Source organism: Leclercia adecarboxylata (genome assembly GCF_035787115.1).
Lineage (GTDB): Bacteria > Pseudomonadota > Gammaproteobacteria > Enterobacterales > Enterobacteriaceae > Enterobacter > Enterobacter adecarboxylatus_E.
Genome location: NZ_JALKTL010000002.1, coordinates 296,624 through 312,676 on the forward strand (window position 1 = coordinate 296,624; position 16,053 = coordinate 312,676).

At 56.0% G+C, this 16,053-nt stretch carries 15 protein-coding genes; 7 read left to right on the top strand and 8 right to left on the bottom strand.

The annotated features are described in order from the left end of the window. Positions 1-38: 38 nt before the first annotated feature. Complete coding sequence (gene fabA, locus MXM41_RS08905) at positions 39-557, top strand: bifunctional 3-hydroxydecanoyl-ACP dehydratase/trans-2-decenoyl-ACP isomerase (protein WP_325931299.1); 519 nt, start codon at positions 39-41, stop codon at positions 555-557. 72 nt (positions 558-629) lie between these two features. On the opposite strand, the gene rmf is transcribed toward fabA, so the two are convergent. From rmf to rlmKL, 6 genes are all read right to left on the bottom strand, one after another. Next, positions 630-797: a ribosome modulation factor gene (gene rmf, locus MXM41_RS08910; protein ID WP_010429337.1), complete on the bottom strand. Its 168-nt coding sequence runs from the start codon at positions 795-797 to the stop codon at positions 630-632. Between the two features lie 255 nt (positions 798-1,052). Further along, positions 1,053-1,616: a membrane integrity-associated transporter subunit PqiC gene (gene pqiC / locus MXM41_RS08915; protein ID WP_325931301.1), complete on the bottom strand. Its 564-nt coding sequence runs from the start codon at positions 1,614-1,616 to the stop codon at positions 1,053-1,055. Further along, entirely contained in the window at positions 1,616-3,253 is a 1,638-nt protein-coding gene (gene pqiB, locus MXM41_RS08920) for an intermembrane transport protein PqiB (RefSeq protein ID WP_325931303.1), read from the bottom strand. Before pqiB ends, pqiC begins: the two co-directional genes overlap by 1 nt. Before the next feature lie 4 nt (positions 3,254-3,257). Beyond that, complete coding sequence (gene pqiA, locus MXM41_RS08925; RefSeq protein WP_325931304.1) at positions 3,258-4,511, bottom strand: membrane integrity-associated transporter subunit PqiA; 1,254 nt, start codon at positions 4,509-4,511, stop codon at positions 3,258-3,260. Positions 4,512-4,529: 18 nt separating this feature from the next. After that, complete coding sequence (locus MXM41_RS08930) at positions 4,530-6,437, bottom strand: ABC transporter ATP-binding protein (protein ID WP_325931305.1); 1,908 nt, start codon at positions 6,435-6,437, stop codon at positions 4,530-4,532. Positions 6,438-6,449: 12 nt separating this feature from the next. Next, positions 6,450-8,558, bottom strand: coding sequence for a bifunctional 23S rRNA (guanine(2069)-N(7))-methyltransferase RlmK/23S rRNA (guanine(2445)-N(2))-methyltransferase RlmL (rlmKL, locus tag MXM41_RS08935; protein WP_325931307.1), 2,109 nt, complete (start codon positions 8,556-8,558; stop codon positions 6,450-6,452). Positions 8,559-8,655: 97 nt separating this feature from the next. Between rlmKL and MXM41_RS08940 the strand changes: the two genes are divergently transcribed. Beyond that, the gene (locus tag MXM41_RS08940) at positions 8,656-9,765 is read left to right on the top strand and encodes a YcbX family protein (RefSeq protein ID WP_325931308.1); all 1,110 of its coding nucleotides are present in this window, start codon (positions 8,656-8,658) and stop codon (positions 9,763-9,765) included. On the opposite strand, the gene zapC is transcribed toward MXM41_RS08940, so the two are convergent. After that, positions 9,762-10,298 (bottom strand): cell division protein ZapC, encoded by a 537-nt coding sequence (gene zapC / locus MXM41_RS08945; protein WP_325931309.1) that lies wholly within the window; start codon positions 10,296-10,298, stop codon positions 9,762-9,764. The genes MXM41_RS08940 and zapC overlap by 4 nt on opposite strands. A 167-nt stretch (positions 10,299-10,465) precedes the next feature. After that, positions 10,466-11,476 (bottom strand): quinone-dependent dihydroorotate dehydrogenase, encoded by a 1,011-nt coding sequence (gene pyrD, locus MXM41_RS08950; protein WP_325931310.1) that lies wholly within the window; start codon positions 11,474-11,476, stop codon positions 10,466-10,468. 248 nt (positions 11,477-11,724) lie between these two features. On the opposite strand from pyrD, the gene ssuE reads away from it, so the two are divergent. From ssuE to ssuB, 5 genes are read left to right on the top strand one after another with little or no spacing between them, the layout of a single operon-like run. After that, on the top strand, positions 11,725-12,300 hold the full coding sequence (gene ssuE / locus MXM41_RS08955; protein ID WP_325931311.1) for an NADPH-dependent FMN reductase: 576 nt from the start codon (positions 11,725-11,727) through the stop codon (positions 12,298-12,300). Further along, entirely contained in the window at positions 12,293-13,255 is a 963-nt protein-coding gene (locus MXM41_RS08960) for a sulfonate ABC transporter substrate-binding protein (RefSeq protein ID WP_325931312.1), read from the top strand. The genes ssuE and MXM41_RS08960 overlap by 8 nt, the downstream gene beginning before the upstream one ends. Beyond that, on the top strand, positions 13,252-14,397 hold the full coding sequence (ssuD, locus tag MXM41_RS08965) for an FMNH2-dependent alkanesulfonate monooxygenase (protein WP_325931314.1): 1,146 nt from the start codon (positions 13,252-13,254) through the stop codon (positions 14,395-14,397). The genes MXM41_RS08960 and ssuD overlap by 4 nt, the downstream gene beginning before the upstream one ends. Positions 14,398-14,406: 9 nt before the next feature. After that, a complete protein-coding gene (gene ssuC / locus MXM41_RS08970; RefSeq protein ID WP_325931315.1) occupies positions 14,407-15,198 on the top strand; it encodes an aliphatic sulfonate ABC transporter permease SsuC in 792 nt (263 codons plus the stop codon). Continuing rightward, on the top strand, positions 15,195-15,965 hold the full coding sequence (gene ssuB / locus MXM41_RS08975; protein ID WP_325931318.1) for an aliphatic sulfonates ABC transporter ATP-binding protein: 771 nt from the start codon (positions 15,195-15,197) through the stop codon (positions 15,963-15,965). Before ssuC ends, ssuB begins: the two co-directional genes overlap by 4 nt. Positions 15,966-16,053: the final 88 nt, after the last annotated feature.

Here is a 16,053-nt window from a genome sequence, read left to right on the forward strand (position 1 = left end):
ATCCTGCGTCCTTCACTAAAATAAGGCTTACTGAGAACATGGTAGATAAACGCGAATCCTATACAAAAGAAGATCTTCTTGCCTCTGGTCGCGGTGAACTGTTTGGCGCTAAAGGCCCACAGTTACCGGCCCCGAACATGCTGATGATGGACCGTGTCGTGAAGATGACGGAAACCGGCGGCAACTTCGATAAGGGTTACGTAGAAGCAGAGCTCGATATCAACCCGGACCTGTGGTTCTTTGGTTGCCACTTTATTGGCGATCCGGTGATGCCAGGCTGCCTGGGTCTGGACGCGATGTGGCAGCTGGTTGGCTTCTACCTCGGCTGGCTGGGTGGCGAAGGTAAAGGCCGTGCACTGGGTGTGGGTGAAGTGAAATTCACCGGACAGGTTCTGCCGACTGCGAAAAAAGTTACCTACCGTATTCACTTCAAACGCGTTGTTAACCGTCGTCTGATTATGGGCCTGGCGGATGGCGAAGTGCTGGTCGACGGTCGTCTGATCTACTCAGCAACCGACCTGAAAGTGGGTCTGTTCCAGGACACTTCCGCATTCTGATTTTTGCTTTTACAAAAGCATAAAACGGCGAAACCTCCGCACTGCGGAGGTTTCTTTTTCAAAGAGACGCTATCAAGCAAGTACTGCCCTGTCTCCGATGGCTTCTCGCCAGCCCCCTAACCATTGTGACCTTTGATTCAAAGTCTGATAGGGACACATTTCTTTTGAACGTCCGGCGATGCCAGCCTGATAACCACGTTGATGAGCCCTTTCAAGGCGATCTCGTTTCTGTCTCTTCATGCCTCGTTTCCCTCATTATTTGATCTGGTGGAAAAGAAAACAGTGATTACAAAACGTGCAATCACAGATAACGAATACCCTGATTTCCGCCGAGCGTCAACGCGCAAAATTCACGCCAGTGTCATATTTGTGAACTATACAAAAGTTCATTTGTACAAAAATTGTGACGCGGCACAAGTAACCGCCTGAGCTTCAAACGAAAAAAAAGCCGCAATTAGCATGAAGCGCATTGCGGCCTGGTTCGATGAATTTTACTTATGGCAGACGCGAGATCTCGCGAGCAATACTGGCGGACTCCTGCGCCCAACCCTGTGCCAGCACTTTCACCATCTCATCATAACCATCTTTTTGCTGAATCAGCTCCAGATGGAAAGGCCGTTTTATCAGCTGGCCCTGATGGTTCAGCAGCCACTCCCCGCTGACAATCACCCTGCCATCGTAGCGCCCATGGAAGTTAGTCACGTTGACGTTCAGGGTATCCTGATCGCTTCCCAGCGGCTGCGATGCCACCACCCATCCCGGTAGCTGGCTGCCAAGATTGGCGACCAGCGTGTTGCGCAGCTGCTGATCCAGCGGGCTGGCCCACAGATTGTTGTTGGCGATGACATACTGCACATCGCTGGTCTGGTAGACCACGCCATTGCCGGCCAGATAATCAGGAACCGCCACCTGCTCAACCCACAGCAAGCGGTTCCCCTGGCTTACCGTGCTTTGTCCACTCGCTGGCGCTGCTACCGGCAGCTGATAATAGCTCTTGTTTTCTGGTGCGCTACAGGCGGTCAGAAGCGCCACTGCGGTAATGATTAGCCACTTTTTCATTATTTCGCCCCCTTCGGCTCAGGGTCCTTTTTGTCTTTTGCTTCAAATACCAGCGCGTTGCTCTTCGTATTCAGCGTTTTCAGCACTGGCTGCAGTTCACGCAGAACCTGATCGAGGCGCTGCATATCCGCCACCATTTTGTTATACGCCGCTGAACCCGGCTGGAAGCCCTGCATACTGCGGTTCAGCTCGCGGAGCGTTTTCTGCATGTCCTGCGGCAGCTGCTGCATCGACTGGTTGGCGGTAATCTTATTCAGATTATCCAGCGTAGCCTGCAGACGGCGCATGGTCGCCTGGCTCTCATGAAGCGTATTGGTCGCCTGTTGAACCATAGGCGTAAGTGGCAGGTTGTTGATCTTATCCAGGGTATCCATCAGACGCTGTTGGATCTGTGCCAGCCCCCCGCTGACGGTTGGGATAATTTTATATCCGGCAAATTCGCGGATCGATTTTACCGGCGGCTCTTTCGGGAAGAAGTCCATCTCCACGTACAGCGCCCCTGTCACCAGGTTACCGGTTTTGAGCGAACCGCGCAGGCCGCGTTTCATCAACCCGTCGATATGCTGAGCGATATCAGGGGTATCGCCCACCTGGTTAATCAGACGTTCAGGCTCGATGCGGATCAGCACCGGGATCCGGTAATCGTCATCCAGCACCTGACGCATGCCCGGTGCAAAGAACGGCACCTTACCGACGGTTCCAAGACGGATACCACGGAATTCAACCGGCGCGCCCGGCTGCAGGCCGCGAACCGAGTCTTTGAAGAACATCAGGTAGTCGATATGGTCGGTATAAAGCGAATCCTGAATGCTTTTCTGGTCGTCATAGAGTCTGAAAGCCGTATGCTGCGCCACGGGTTGCCCCTGATCCAGGCCTTCCGGCACGTCAAAGCTGACGCCACCGCCGAAGAGCGTGGAGAGCGAACCCATTTCGACCCGCATACCGGCTGAGGTTAGGTCCACGGCGATACCGCTATCTTTCCAGAAGCGTACGTTGCCGGTCACCAGGCGATCGTTGGGCGCATTGATAAACAGCTGGTAGCTGATAGCGCGTTTTTGCGTATCAAACGTGCTGGTTTCAACGGAACCCACACGATAACCGCGGAACAGCACCGGATCGCCGGGGCTCAACTGACCGGCTTTTTTACTGTCGAGGGTCACACGGATCCCCTTCGCATCCGGCGGCGCCAGCGGCGGTGAGTCCAGCAGTTGATATTGAGCCGGCTGCGAGCCCTTTTTGCCCGGCTGCAGTTCAATATATGCCCCGGATAACAGAGTGCCCAGACCGCTGATACCTTCACGGCCCACCTGCGGTTTCACCACCCAAAACACCGAGTCGCCGTGCAGTAGCTTCTCCATGCCAGCATTGAGACGGGCTTTGATTTCAACGTGCGTCAGATCGTCAGTCAGGGTTGCTCTCTCGACCACCCCCACATCCACGCTGCGGCTCTTGATGGTCGTTTTACCGCCCTCAATGCCCTCGGCGTTGGTAGTGATCAGCGTCACTTCCGGCCCCTGGTGACTGTAATGATAAAACAGGATCCAGGCACCGATCAGCGCGGTCACGATGGGGAAAATCCACACCGGCGACCAGTTTCTGACCTTCTGCACTTTCGCCTCTCCGCTTTTCTTTTCCATGCTTTTACTTATCCTCATGACTCGACTCTGACTCACGATCCCACGATAACCGCGGGTCGAAAGTCATGGCCGCAAACATGGTCATAATCACGACCAATGCAAACATCACCGCTCCGATGGCGGGATAGATGCTCATTAATCCTCCCATACGCACCAGCGCAGAGAGTACGGCAATCACAAATACGTCAATCATTGACCAGCGTCCGACAAACTCAACGACCTCGTAAATCAGATGCATGCGTTCACAATCCCGCTTGCCGTGCCCTTTGGCGTCCCAGCAGAGCCAGGCAATCGCAATCATTTTGAGCGTGGGAACCATGATACTGGCGATAAAAATCACCAGCGCCACGGGATAAGATCCCTCACCCCACAATAATACGACCCCAGCCATGATGGTCGACGGCATTTTATCGCCCAGCAGATCGGTGATCATGATCGGCAGAATATTGGCTGGCAGATAGAGAATCATTGACGTGATGAGCAGCGCCATGGTCCATTGCAGGCTGTTTTTACGCCGTACGTGCCCTTTCGTTTCGCAGCGCGGGCAGGCCGACTGGTCAGCAGGCAGGATTGCCGTACAGCAGGAGCATAAGCGCAAATTTTGTTGAATGCCGGGAACGCCCGCTTTCAGCGTCTGCGGCAGTGCGGGCGCCGGGGCAATATCGTCCCATGCCCAGCGGCGATCCACGCACTGGAACGCACGTAACTGCAGAATGCAGTAAAGACACCAGGGTATAAAGCTCGGGCCAACGCCTACATCACCGTAGGCCATCAGCTTAACGAAGCTCACCAGAATACCGGCGAGGAAGATCTCCGCCATCCCCCAGCTTTTTAACTGAAACAGGATCCGCGCCAGCCTGATTTTAAGTGCCATGGGCATCTGCACGCGGTTCACGAGCAATAAGATAACCACCAGGCAAAACGCCGGTACGATCTGCACGAACAGCATAAAGAAAGTGCCCAGGCTGGCGTAGTTTTCAGAGAACATCACGCCAGGTATCTCCAGCAAATGGACTTCGCTGGTGATACCCCCCACTTTCATATTGATAAAGGGAAAAAGATTCGAGAGCAAAAGCATGAATAGCGCAGCAAAAGCATACGCAGTGGGACGCTGTCGCGGCGCGTCCCACTCTGTTGTCAGCGTTGTTCCGCACCGCGGACATGCCGCTTTATGTCCATGCTCGAGCGCAGGGAGCGCCACGAGCATATCGCATTGAGAGCATAAGATATGCCGATCGGCATGGTGATGTTCACACATACTGGCTCCATGTTTAACTTATGCGCCGTTTTTCAGAGCCTCAAGATATTCCCAACGTTCAAATGCTTCTTCCAGCGCCTGCTCAGCCTGGGCCATATCAGCCAGGACTTTTTGAGTATAGTCATGCGGCTGGCTGAAGAATGTCGCATCGGCCACCTGAGCCTGCAAACTTTCCAGACTGGCTTCGAGTTGTTCCAGACGCTGCGGCAAGCCTTCCAGTTCGCGCTGAAGGTTATAACTGAGTTTGGTCGTGCCGCGTTTGATATTTTCTGCCTTTGTAACAGCAGCTTCCGTTTCAACCTTCGCTTTTGACTGTTTTGTCGCCAGCGATTGCGCCTGCTGTCCGCGGGCATCGTGATAACCGCCCACGTACTGTCCGATTCGGCCCTGGCCTTCGAAGATCCAGCATTCGGTGACGGTATTATCCACGAATTGACGATCGTGGCTGACCAGCATTACTGTTCCCTGATAACTATCAATCAGTTCTTCGAGAAGTTCCAGCGTTTCAACATCAAGATCGTTAGTCGGTTCGTCAAGAATAAGAAGATTGCTGGGTTTCAGGAATAAACGCGCCAGTAACAGGCGATTACGTTCCCCGCCGGAGAGGGCGCGAACCGGGGTCATCGCCCGTTTTGGATGGAACAGGAAATCCTGCAGGTAGCCCAGCACATGGCGCGGCTTACCGTTAACCATCACTTCCTGCTTACCTTCCGCAAGGTTGTCCATCACCGTTTTATCCGGGTCCAGCTCTGCACGGTGCTGGTCGAAGTACGCCACTTCGAGCTTAGTGCCGCAATGGATGCGACCACTGTCGGCCTGCAACTGGCCCAGCATCAGCTTCAGCAGCGTGGTTTTACCACAGCCGTTCGGGCCGATAAGGGCGATTTTATCGCCGCGCTGTACCTGGGCGGAAAAGTCCTTAACCAGCACTTTGCCATCGACCTGGTAATGAACATTTTCCATCTCAAAGACAATTTTGCCCGAGCGGCTCGCCTCTTCAACCTGCATCTTCGCGCTGCCCATTACCTCGCGGCGTTCGCTACGCTCGCGACGCATTGCTTTCAGGGCGCGGACGCGACCTTCGTTACGGGTACGACGCGCTTTAATGCCCTGACGGATCCATACCTCTTCCTGCGCCAGCTTGCGGTCGAATTCTGCGTTTTGCAGCTCCTCTACCCGCAAATTCTCCTCTTTTTCCAGCAGATAGGTGTCGTAATCGCCCGGATAGGTCACCAGCTTGCCGCGATCAAGATCGACTATGCGGGTCGCCATATTACGGATGAACGAACGGTCATGGGAGATAAAGATAATGGTGCCGTTAAAGGTTTTCAGGAACCCTTCCAGCCAGTCGATGGTTTCGATGTCCAGGTGGTTCGTCGGTTCATCGAGCAGCAGCACTTTCGGCCCGCTGACCAGCGCCCGACCCAGCGCCGCCTTACGCAACCAGCCGCCGGAAAGGGAGGCCAGCGGCATGTCCGCTTCCAGACCTAACTGCGCCAGCACTTCATTGATGCGGTTTTCCAGCTGCCACAGGCCATGATGATCAAGCAGCTCCTGCAGGCGCGCCATCTCATTCAGGTTTTTGGTGCTGGGGTCGGTCATCACCAGATGCGAAATCTCGTGATAACCCTTCAGATATTCAGCCTGCTCTTCGATCCCTTCGGCGACAAAATCGTAGACGCTGCCCTGTACATTACGCGGCGGATCCTGTTGCAGACGTGCCACAACCAGATCCTGTTCGTAAATAATGCGCCCGTCGTCCAGCCCCTGTTCACGGTTCAGGATCTTCATTAGCGTCGATTTTCCGGCGCCATTACGGCCTACCAGACAGACACGTTCGTTATCTTCGATATGCAGCTCAGCATTATCGAGAAGCGGCGCGTCGCTGAACGACAGCCACGCCCCGTGCATACTAATTAATGACATTTACTTATCCTTTCAGGCTGCGGTAATCAGCCAGCAGTTGTGGATCTGACGGTTACGGGCGAAATCCTGGGACAGGGTTTTTTGACTGATCTCTTGTGCTTTCAGCCCCAGTTTTTCCAGCCCTTCGTGATCCATGCGGAAACCGCGCTTGTTATTCGAGAACATGATCGTGCCGCCTTTACGCAGCATACGTTTAAGATCTTTCATCAGCGTTAAATGGTCGCGCTGGACATCAAAAGAGGCGTCCATGCGCTTGGAGTTAGAGAAGGTTGGCGGATCGATAAAGATCAGATCGAACTGCTCTTCAGACTCACGCAGCCAGCCCAGCACGTCGGCCTGCAGCAGACGGTGGGCGCGACCGGTCAGGCCATTAAGACGCAGGTTACGCTCTGCCCACTCCAGATAGGTGCGGGACATGTCCACAGTAGTAGTGGTACGCGCACCGCCCAGACCGGCATGTACGCTGGCGCTGCCGGTATAGGAGAAGAGGTTCAGGAAGTCTTTACCTTTACTCATCTGGCCCAGCATGCGACGGGCGATACGGTGGTCGAGGAACAGACCGGTATCGAGGTAGTCAGTGAGGTTCACCCACAAACGGGCGTTATATTCGCCCACCTCGATAAAATCGCCCTTGCTGTTCATCTTCTCGTACTGGTTTTTACCCTTCTGACGCTCACGGGTTTTGAGGATCAGTTTGTTCGGGGCAATATTCAGCACGTTGATGGTCGCGGCGATAATATCGAGCATACGCTGACGGGCTTTCTGCGGATCGACCGTTTTTGGCGGAGCATACTCCTGCACCACCACCCAGTCGGCGTAGCGATCGACTGCCACGTTGTACTCCGGCAGATCGGCGTCATACAGGCGATAGCACTCTATCCCCTCCTGCTTCGCCCACTTTTCGAATTTCTTCAGGTTCTTACGCAGACGGTTGGCGTAATCTTCCGCGATACTGGTTGGCTTGCTATCTGCCTCTTTCTCGGCCAGATGATAATTCTTCTGCACACAGTCCAACGGACCGTTTTTGGCCTTGAACTGACGCTCGGCGCGCAGCTGCAGGCAGCTCAGCAGCTCCGGTGAGGCGCTGAACAAGGACAGATTCCACCCGCCAAACAGATCCTTCATGAGGCGACCGAGCAGGCTGTGCAGAGCAATCAGCGCGGGTTCGCTGTCCAGACGTTCGCCATAAGGCGGGTTGCTGATCACCGTACCGTACGGCCCTTTTGGCAGCGGGTTGCTCAGCTGAGAAACGTCTTTTACCTCAAAGGCGATCAGTTCACCGATCCCGGCGCGACGGGCGTTACTGCGCGCACGTTCAATTACGCGGGCATCGCTGTCAGAGCCGTAAAAGCGGGATTCATAGGCCGCCAGCCCGGCGCGCGCGCGGGTCTGGGCTTCGGCTTTCACCTCCTGCCAGATTGTTTCGTCATGCTGCGCCCAGCCCTTAAAGCCCCACGCACCGCGATGCAGGCCTGGTGCACGGTCGGTCGCCAGCATCGCCGCTTCGATAAGCAGCGTGCCGGAACCACACATCGGATCGAGCAGCGGCGTGCCCGGCTGCCAGCCGGAACGCATCACAATGGCGGCCGCCAGGTTCTCTTTGATAGGCGCAATACCTGCGCGGTCGCGGTAGCCGCGCTGGTGCAGGCCTTCGCCACAGAGATCCAGCGCAATGCTGGCGACTTCTTTGTTCAGGCGAACGTTGATACGCAGATCCGGATTTTCGCGATCGACGTTCGGACGCTCAAGGTTTTTGCGGGTGAAACAGTCGACAATGGCATCTTTCACCTTCAACGCGCCGTACTGGCTGTTGCGGATCTCATCGTTAAGGCCGCTGAAGTGGACGGCAAAAGTGGCGCCCGGAGCAAAAATCTCTGTCCAGTCGATAGTCTGCACGCCCAGATAAAGATCGAGATCGCTATATACCTTGCACTCTCTCATCGGCAACATGATGCGTGAGGCCAGGCGACTCCACATCAGGCTCTGGTAAATAAGCCGCGTGTCGCCCTGAAAATGGACACCACCCTGAACCACCTGACACTCTTGCGCGCCCAGGTTTTCCAGTTCAGTTTTTAACAGCTCTTCCAGCCCACGGGCCGTACTGGCAAACAGAGAATTCATATCGTCACTTTTACTCTAAGAAAATTGCTGCGCATTATAGCCAATCTGGGCTCTATGTCATAAAGTTGAGGGCTTATTTTCATTTGAGGGCTGCCCCGTGGCGACGTTATCCAGGCTTTTCATTCATCCGGTTAAATCCATGCGGGGTATTGGGCTCACTCATGCCCTCGCAGATGTCAGCGGTTTTGCCTTTGATCGCATTTTTATGGTCACAGAGCCGGATGGCACATTCATCACCGCACGCCAGTTCCCGCAAATGGTTCGCTTCATTCCGGCGCCCGTTCAGGATGGCCTGCATCTGACCGCGCCGGATGGTTCCAGTAGTATCGTTCGCTTCAGCGACTTTGCGCCAGCGGATGCCCCTACCGAAGTCTGGGGCAATCACTTTACCGCCCGTATCGCCCCGGACGCGATCAACCGCTGGCTGAGCGAATTCTTTTCTCGTCCGGTTCAGCTCCGCTGGGTTGGGCCCGAGCTGACGCGGCGCGTAGAAAAATTTGCCGCGGTGCCGCTCTCTTTTGCCGATGGGTTCCCCTATTTGCTGACTAACGAGGCTTCTCTGCGCGATCTGCAGCAGCGCTGCCCGGCAAGCGTACAGATGGAGCAGTTCCGTCCGAACCTGGTGGTGACCGGCGCTGCAGCCTGGGAAGAGGATACCTGGAAAGTAATCCGCATCGGCGACGTCGTTTTTGATGTGGTAAAACCCTGTAGCCGCTGCATCTTTACCACCGTCAGCCCGGAAAAGGGACAGAAGCACCCTGCCGGTGAGCCGTTGAAAACCCTGCAATCCTTCCGCACCGCCCAGGATAACGGCGATGTCGATTTCGGTCAGAACCTGATTCCGCGATCAAGCGGGGTGATCCGCGTGGGCGACGAGGTAGAAGTTCTCTCTACCGGCGCTGGCCGTGTCTACGGTGCGGGCGCCGAGGAGGAGGCCAGCGAAGTGGAAACGCAGCCCGCAACGGCGGTAACCATCCAGTGGCAGGGGCAGACTATTCGCGGCAACAATCAGCAGGTTTTACTCGAGCAGCTTGAGCAGGCCGGTATTCGCGTGCCCTATTCCTGTCGTGCGGGGATTTGCGGATGTTGTCGCATCACGCTGGTTGAGGGAGAAGTGAGTGCGCTGAAGAAATCGGCCATTGGCAGCGACGGCACGATCCTGTGCTGCAGCTGCGTACCTAAAACGTCGTTACAGCTCGAAGCCTAAACGGCCTGCTCAAGGCTGAAGCTGACCGGTTGCGGTTTCAGCCTGTCATTCATCACTTTAATCGGGTCGCCCAGCTGCATGGTTCGCCCGGCGATGGTCACCGCCGGCTGCGCCAGTAAACAGAGCGCGGCGTTGTCGCCTGGCTCCACCACCAGCAAATTCACCTGCTCGGCATTTTCGCTCAGGCTGACGCATGCGGCATCGCCGATGACCGGCGTCCAGCGCTCACTGTTGGCAAGAAAGTGCCAGCTTTTTGGCATCTGCGGTTTAAGGAAGCGGATCGCCACCAGCGCATTGAGCACCAGTTCAGCGCGTTGCTCTTTCGACAGTTCCAGGTCGCGGCATTTCTCTTCGAAAGAGAAATAGAGAGCGGCATCATCGACGCAAAAACCGGTATCGGCAAAGGCATCCGGGGTTAACATCCGGCGGGCGAAACGCGAACGAAACAACATGCCATTAGCCAGATCGAGCATCATACGATCGTGCTCTTCGCAGAAATACCAGCGCCAGTTATCGTCAGGTTTAATTCGCATCTGTCTCTCCCGTTCCTTAAACATCCTGTCGTAAGAAAGTCCTGATTGCCGCTTCGTTTTTTTAACTTCAATAATCAAAGACTACAATGTCTAATAAAGCAACAGTCCGGGAATATAAAACAACCAGAGCTGGAAATAAAGCCCTGGTTGTCAATGATGCTAAAAGGTTAGATGTGATTAACGATTTCTTTAATCAGCGGCGGGCCTTTAAAAATAAAGCCTGAATATATTTGCACCAGCGAAGCGCCAGCCGCCATTTTCTCACGAGCGGCGATTACCGAATCAATCCCGCCGACGCCAATAATCGGCAGACGACCCTGTAATTCCTGCGACAGGCGACGAATAATTTCAGTGCTTTTTAACTGCACCGGGCGCCCGCTCAGCCCCCCCATTTCGTTGCAATACTTCATTCCCTGAACTAACGCGCGGTCGAGAGTGGTATTGGTGGCAATAACGCCATCAATATTATGGCGAACTAAACTGTCGGCCACCTGAATCAGCTCTTCTTCAGTCAAATCTGGGGCAATTTTAACGGCCACAGGCACATATTTATGGTGCGTCGCCTGAAGTTCATTTTGCTTATTTTTAATGGCGATTAATAAGTCATCCAGCGCTTCACCGTATTGCAGAGTACGCAGCCCCGGGGTGTTTGGCGAGGAGATATTTACCGCAATATATCCGGCGTAAGCGTAGACTTTTTCCATACAAATCAGATAGTCATCTTTGCCTTGCTCAACCGGCGTGTCTTTATTTTTGCCGATATTAATGCCCAGAACGCCATCAAAATGGGCTTTCTTAACATTCTCGACCAGGTGGTCGACGCCAAGGTTATTAAAGCCCATGCGGTTGATCAACCCTTCGGCTTCTACCAGACGGAACAGGCGCGGCTTGTCATTACCCGGCTGCGGGCGTGGCGTGACGGTGCCAATTTCGATGGAGCCAAAGCCCATCGCACCCAGTGCATCAATGCACTCGCCGTTCTTATCCAGGCCTGCTGCCAGACCCAGTGGGTTTTTAAAGGTCAACCCCATGCAGGTTACCGGCTTATCCATCACTTTCTGGCGCACCAGCGCTTCGAGCGGGGTTCCCGTAATACGGCGTAATTGCTGGAATGTAAATTCATGAGCGCGCTCAGGATCGAGCTGGAAAAGGGCTTTACGAACGAAGGGGTAGTACATGAACTCTCCTGGATTCCCGGTGTGCAAACCGGGGGCGTATTATCTGCGATCGCAGCGGGAAAGGGAATTGACTCAGGGCAAAAAAAGCCCCAACCCACGCAATCGTTTACTTTTCATCCCTCCTTTATTCATTTTTTGGCATTTATTTTGCGGATAAATCATTTAGTGGAATAAGTCAGCGGTGCCACACTGCCAACAAATGTTATCAATGTTAGAGAAAATCGAACAATTGGTTATAAGGAGAAACTATGCGCGTCATTACACTGGCTGGCAGTCCGCGATTCCCTTCCCGCTCCAGCGCCCTGCTGGAATACGCCCGGGAGCAGCTCACTGCTCTGGATGTGGAAGTCTTCCACTGGAATCTGCATAACTTTGCCCCGGAAGATCTGCTTTATGCCCGTTTCGATAGCCCGGCGCTGAAGACCCTGACTGAACAACTGAAAGAAGCCGATGGGCTTATTGTGGCTACACCGGTCTATAAAGCCTCGTTTTCTGGTGCCCTGAAAACGCTGCTGGATCTGCTGCCCGAACGCGCGCTGGAGGGCAAAATCGTGCTGCCGCTGGCGACGGGCGGCACCGTGGCCCATCTGCTGGCGGTGGATTATGCCCTGAAGCCGGTACTCAACGCCCTGAAAGCGCAGGAGATCCTGCATGGCGTGTTTGCCGATGATTCTCAGGTCATTGATTACCAGCACAAGCCGCACTTTACGCCTAACCTGCAAACCCGCCTCGACAGCGCACTGGAGACCTTCTGGCAAGCGTTACACCGCCGCGACGTTCAGGTCCCAGCTTTTGGTCTTCAGCAAGGAGTCGCCCATGTTTAAATCTCTTGCACGCCTCAGTCTGGCAGGCCTGATGGTTGTGTCCGGCCTGGCGCACGCCGCAGAGCCCGCCCCCGAAAGCCTGCGCATCGGTTACCAGAAAGGCAGCGTCAGTATGGTGCTGGCGAAAAGCCACCAGCTGCTGGAGAAACGCTACCCGGACACCCGATTCTCATGGGTCGAGTTTCCGGCAGGCCCGCAGATGCTGGAGGCGCTGAACGTGGGCAGTATCGATCTCGGCAGCACCGGCGATATTCCCCCTATTTTCGCTCAGGCCGCCGGTGCGGATCTGGTGTACGTGGGCGTAGAGCCACCGAAACCAAAAGCGGAAGTGATACTGGTTCCTGAAAACAGCCCGATTAAAACCGTGGCCGATCTGAAAGGGCGCAAAATTGCCTTCCAGAAAGGCTCCAGCTCGCACAATCTGCTGCTGCGCGCGCTCCAGCAGGCGGGGCTGACCTTCAGGGATATTCAGCCAGTTTACCTCTCTCCCGCCGATGCCAGGGCGGCCTTCCAGCAACACAATGTGGATGCCTGGGCTATCTGGGACCCTTACTACTCCGCGGCGCTGCTGCAGGGTGGCGTAAAAGTGCTGAAAGACGGCGAAACCCTGAAACAGACCGGCTCTTTCTATCTTGCCGCGCGTCCTTACGCCCAGAAGAACGGCGCGTTCATTCAGGGGGTGCTTGACACCTTCAGCGAAGCGGATGCTCTCACCCTGAGCCAGCGCCAGGCCAGTATCGCCCTGCTGGCAAAAACCATGGGCCTGCCGGAGCCGGTGATCGCCACCTACTTTGACCATCGCCCGCCAACGGTGATTAAACCGGTAGATGACGCAATCGCCGCGCTACAGCAGCAAACCGCTGACCTGTTCTACGACAACCGCCTGTTACCGAAAAAAATCGATATTCGCGACCGCATCTGGCAGCCCACTGCCTCGAAAGGAGATAAGTCATGAGTCTGAATCTGTTCTGGTTTTTACCTACCCACGGCGACGGTCATTATCTTGGCACCGAAGCGGGCTCCCGCCCGGTGGATCATGCTTATCTCCAGCAGATCGCCCAGGCCGCGGACCGGATTGGCTTTACCGGGGTGCTGATCCCGACAGGGCGCTCCTGCGAGGATGCGTGGCTGGTGGCGGCGTCGATGATCCCGGTGACCCAACGCCTGAAGTTTCTGGTGGCGCTGCGTCCGAGCGTGACCTCCCCGACGGTGGCGGCACGCCAGGCCGCGACGCTCGATCGTCTGTCGAACGGACGCGCCCTTTTCAACCTGGTAACGGGCAGCGATCCGCAGGAGCTGGCGGGGGATGGCGTCTTTTTGGATCATACCGGGCGCTACGAAGCCTCCGCTGAATTTACCCGCGTCTGGCGTCGTTTGCTGCAGGGGGAGAGCGTCACCTTCGAGGGCAAGCATATCCATGTACGTGATGCGAAGCTGTTCTTCCCACCTGTCCAGCAGCCGCGTCCGCCGCTCTATTTTGGTGGTTCATCGGACGTCGCCCAGGACCTGGCTGCCGAACAGGTGGATCTCTACCTTACCTGGGGCGAACCGCCGGAACTGGTTAAAGAGAAGATTGAGCAGGTGCGCGCCAAAGCCGCGGCACATGGCCGTAACGTCCGCTTTGGGATCCGTCTGCATGTGATCGTGCGCGAAACCAATGAAGAGGCATGGCAGGCCGCCGATCGCCTGATTGCCCATCTCGACGATGACACCATTGCCAGAGCCCAGGCCGCTTTTGCCCGCACCGATTCCGTCGGGCAACACCGGATGGCCACCCTGCACAAGGGTAAGAGAGAAAATCTGGAGATTAGCCCGAACCTGTGGGCTGGCGTGGGGCTGGTGCGCGGCGGCGCGGGTACTGCTTTGGTGGGCGATGGTCCAACCGTGGCCGCGCGTATAAATGAATATGCAGAACTTGGTATCGACAGCTTTATTCTTTCCGGATATCCGCATCTGGAAGAGGCGTACAAGGTAGGCGAACTGCTGTTCCCGCATCTGGATGTGGCCATTCTGCAAATCCCACAGCCGCAGCCGCTGTTGCAGCAGGGCGAAGCGGTCGCCAACGAATTTATCCCGCGTAAAGCTGCCCAGCGCTAAGGAGAACCTATGGCTAATGCTTCCCGAAAATGGCTGCTGCGCCTTGCGCCCTGGCTGCTTCCCGCTGGCATTGTCTTTATCTGGCAGCTGGCCTCCTCCGTAGGCTGGCTCTCGAGCCGCATACTGCCGTCGCCGGAGGGCGTGGTGGAGGCCTTCTGGTCGCTGAGTTCGAGCGGTGAGCTGTGGCAGCATCTGGCGATCAGCTCCTGGCGCGCAGTGACCGGGTTTTCCATCGGCGGGATGATTGGCCTGATTCTTGGCCTGATCAGCGGTCTCTCCCGCTGGGGTGAGCGTCTGCTGGACACCTCTATCCAGATGCTGCGCAACGTGCCGCATCTGGCGTTGATCCCGCTGGTGATCCTGTGGTTTGGCATTGATGAGACGGCAAAGATTTTCCTCGTCTCCCTCGGCACTCTCTTCCCGGTGTACATCAATACCTGGCATGGGATTCGTAATATCGACCGAGGGCTGGTGGAGATGGCACGCAGCTACGGCTTGTCCGGCTTCGCTCTGTTCATTCACGTCATCCTGCCGGGCGCCCTTCCCTCCATTATGGTGGGCGTGCGTTTCGCCCTCGGTCTGATGTGGCTGACGCTGATCGTAGCGGAAACCATCTCCGCTAACTCCGGCATCGGCTATCTGGCGATGAACGCCCGTGAATTCCTGCAAACCGACGTGGTGGTGGTCGCCATCATTCTCTACGCCCTGCTCGGTAAACTCGCTGATGTCAGCGCCCAGTGGCTGGAACGCCGCTGGCTGCGCTGGAATCCGGCCTACGTTAAAAAAGAGGCACACGCATGAATACGGCTCGCTTAAATCAGGGTACGCCGCTGCTGTTAAATGGCGTAAGCAAACGCTACGGCGATAACACCATTCTGAACGACCTGGAATTGCATATTCCCGCCGGGCAATTTGTGGCGGTAGTGGGCCGCAGCGGCGGCGGGAAAAGCACCCTGCTGCGCCTGCTGGCCGGGCTGGAGACACCGAACAGCGGCGAACTGCTGGCCGGGAATACGCCGCTGGCCGAAATCCAGGATGATACTCGCATGATGTTCCAGGACGCGCGTCTGCTGCCGTGGAAAACGGTGATTGATAACGTCGGGCTGGGGCTGAAGGGCAACTGGAAAGCGTCGGCGCAGCAGGCGCTGGCCGCCGTCGGGCTGGACACGCGTGCCGGGGAGTGGCCTGCCGCCCTGTCAGGCGGGCAAAAGCAGCGTGTGGCGCTGGCCAGAGCGTTGATCCATCGCCCGGGTCTGTTGCTGCTGGATGAGCCGCTGGGAGCCCTGGATGCGCTGACGCGGATCGAGATGCAGGATCTGATCGTCTCGCTATGGCAGGAGCATGGCTTTACGGTGCTGCTGGTGACCCATGATGTGAGCGAAGCTGTCGCCATGGCTGACCGGGTGCTGCTGATTGAAGAGGGTAAGATCGGACTGGACCTGACGGTGGATCTCCCTCGTCCCCGCCGGGTGGGTTCGGCGCGGCTGGCGGAGCTGGAAGCGGAGGTGCTGGATCGGGTAATGAAGCGTGGTGTCGCGGAGCGGCATTTAGCGATGGCTAATGCCTGATGCCCTCACCCTGGCCCTCTCCCACAGGGAGAGTGTACAAACATTAAAAAAGGCAACCTACGTTGCCTTTTCGCTTTTACCTTGCCAC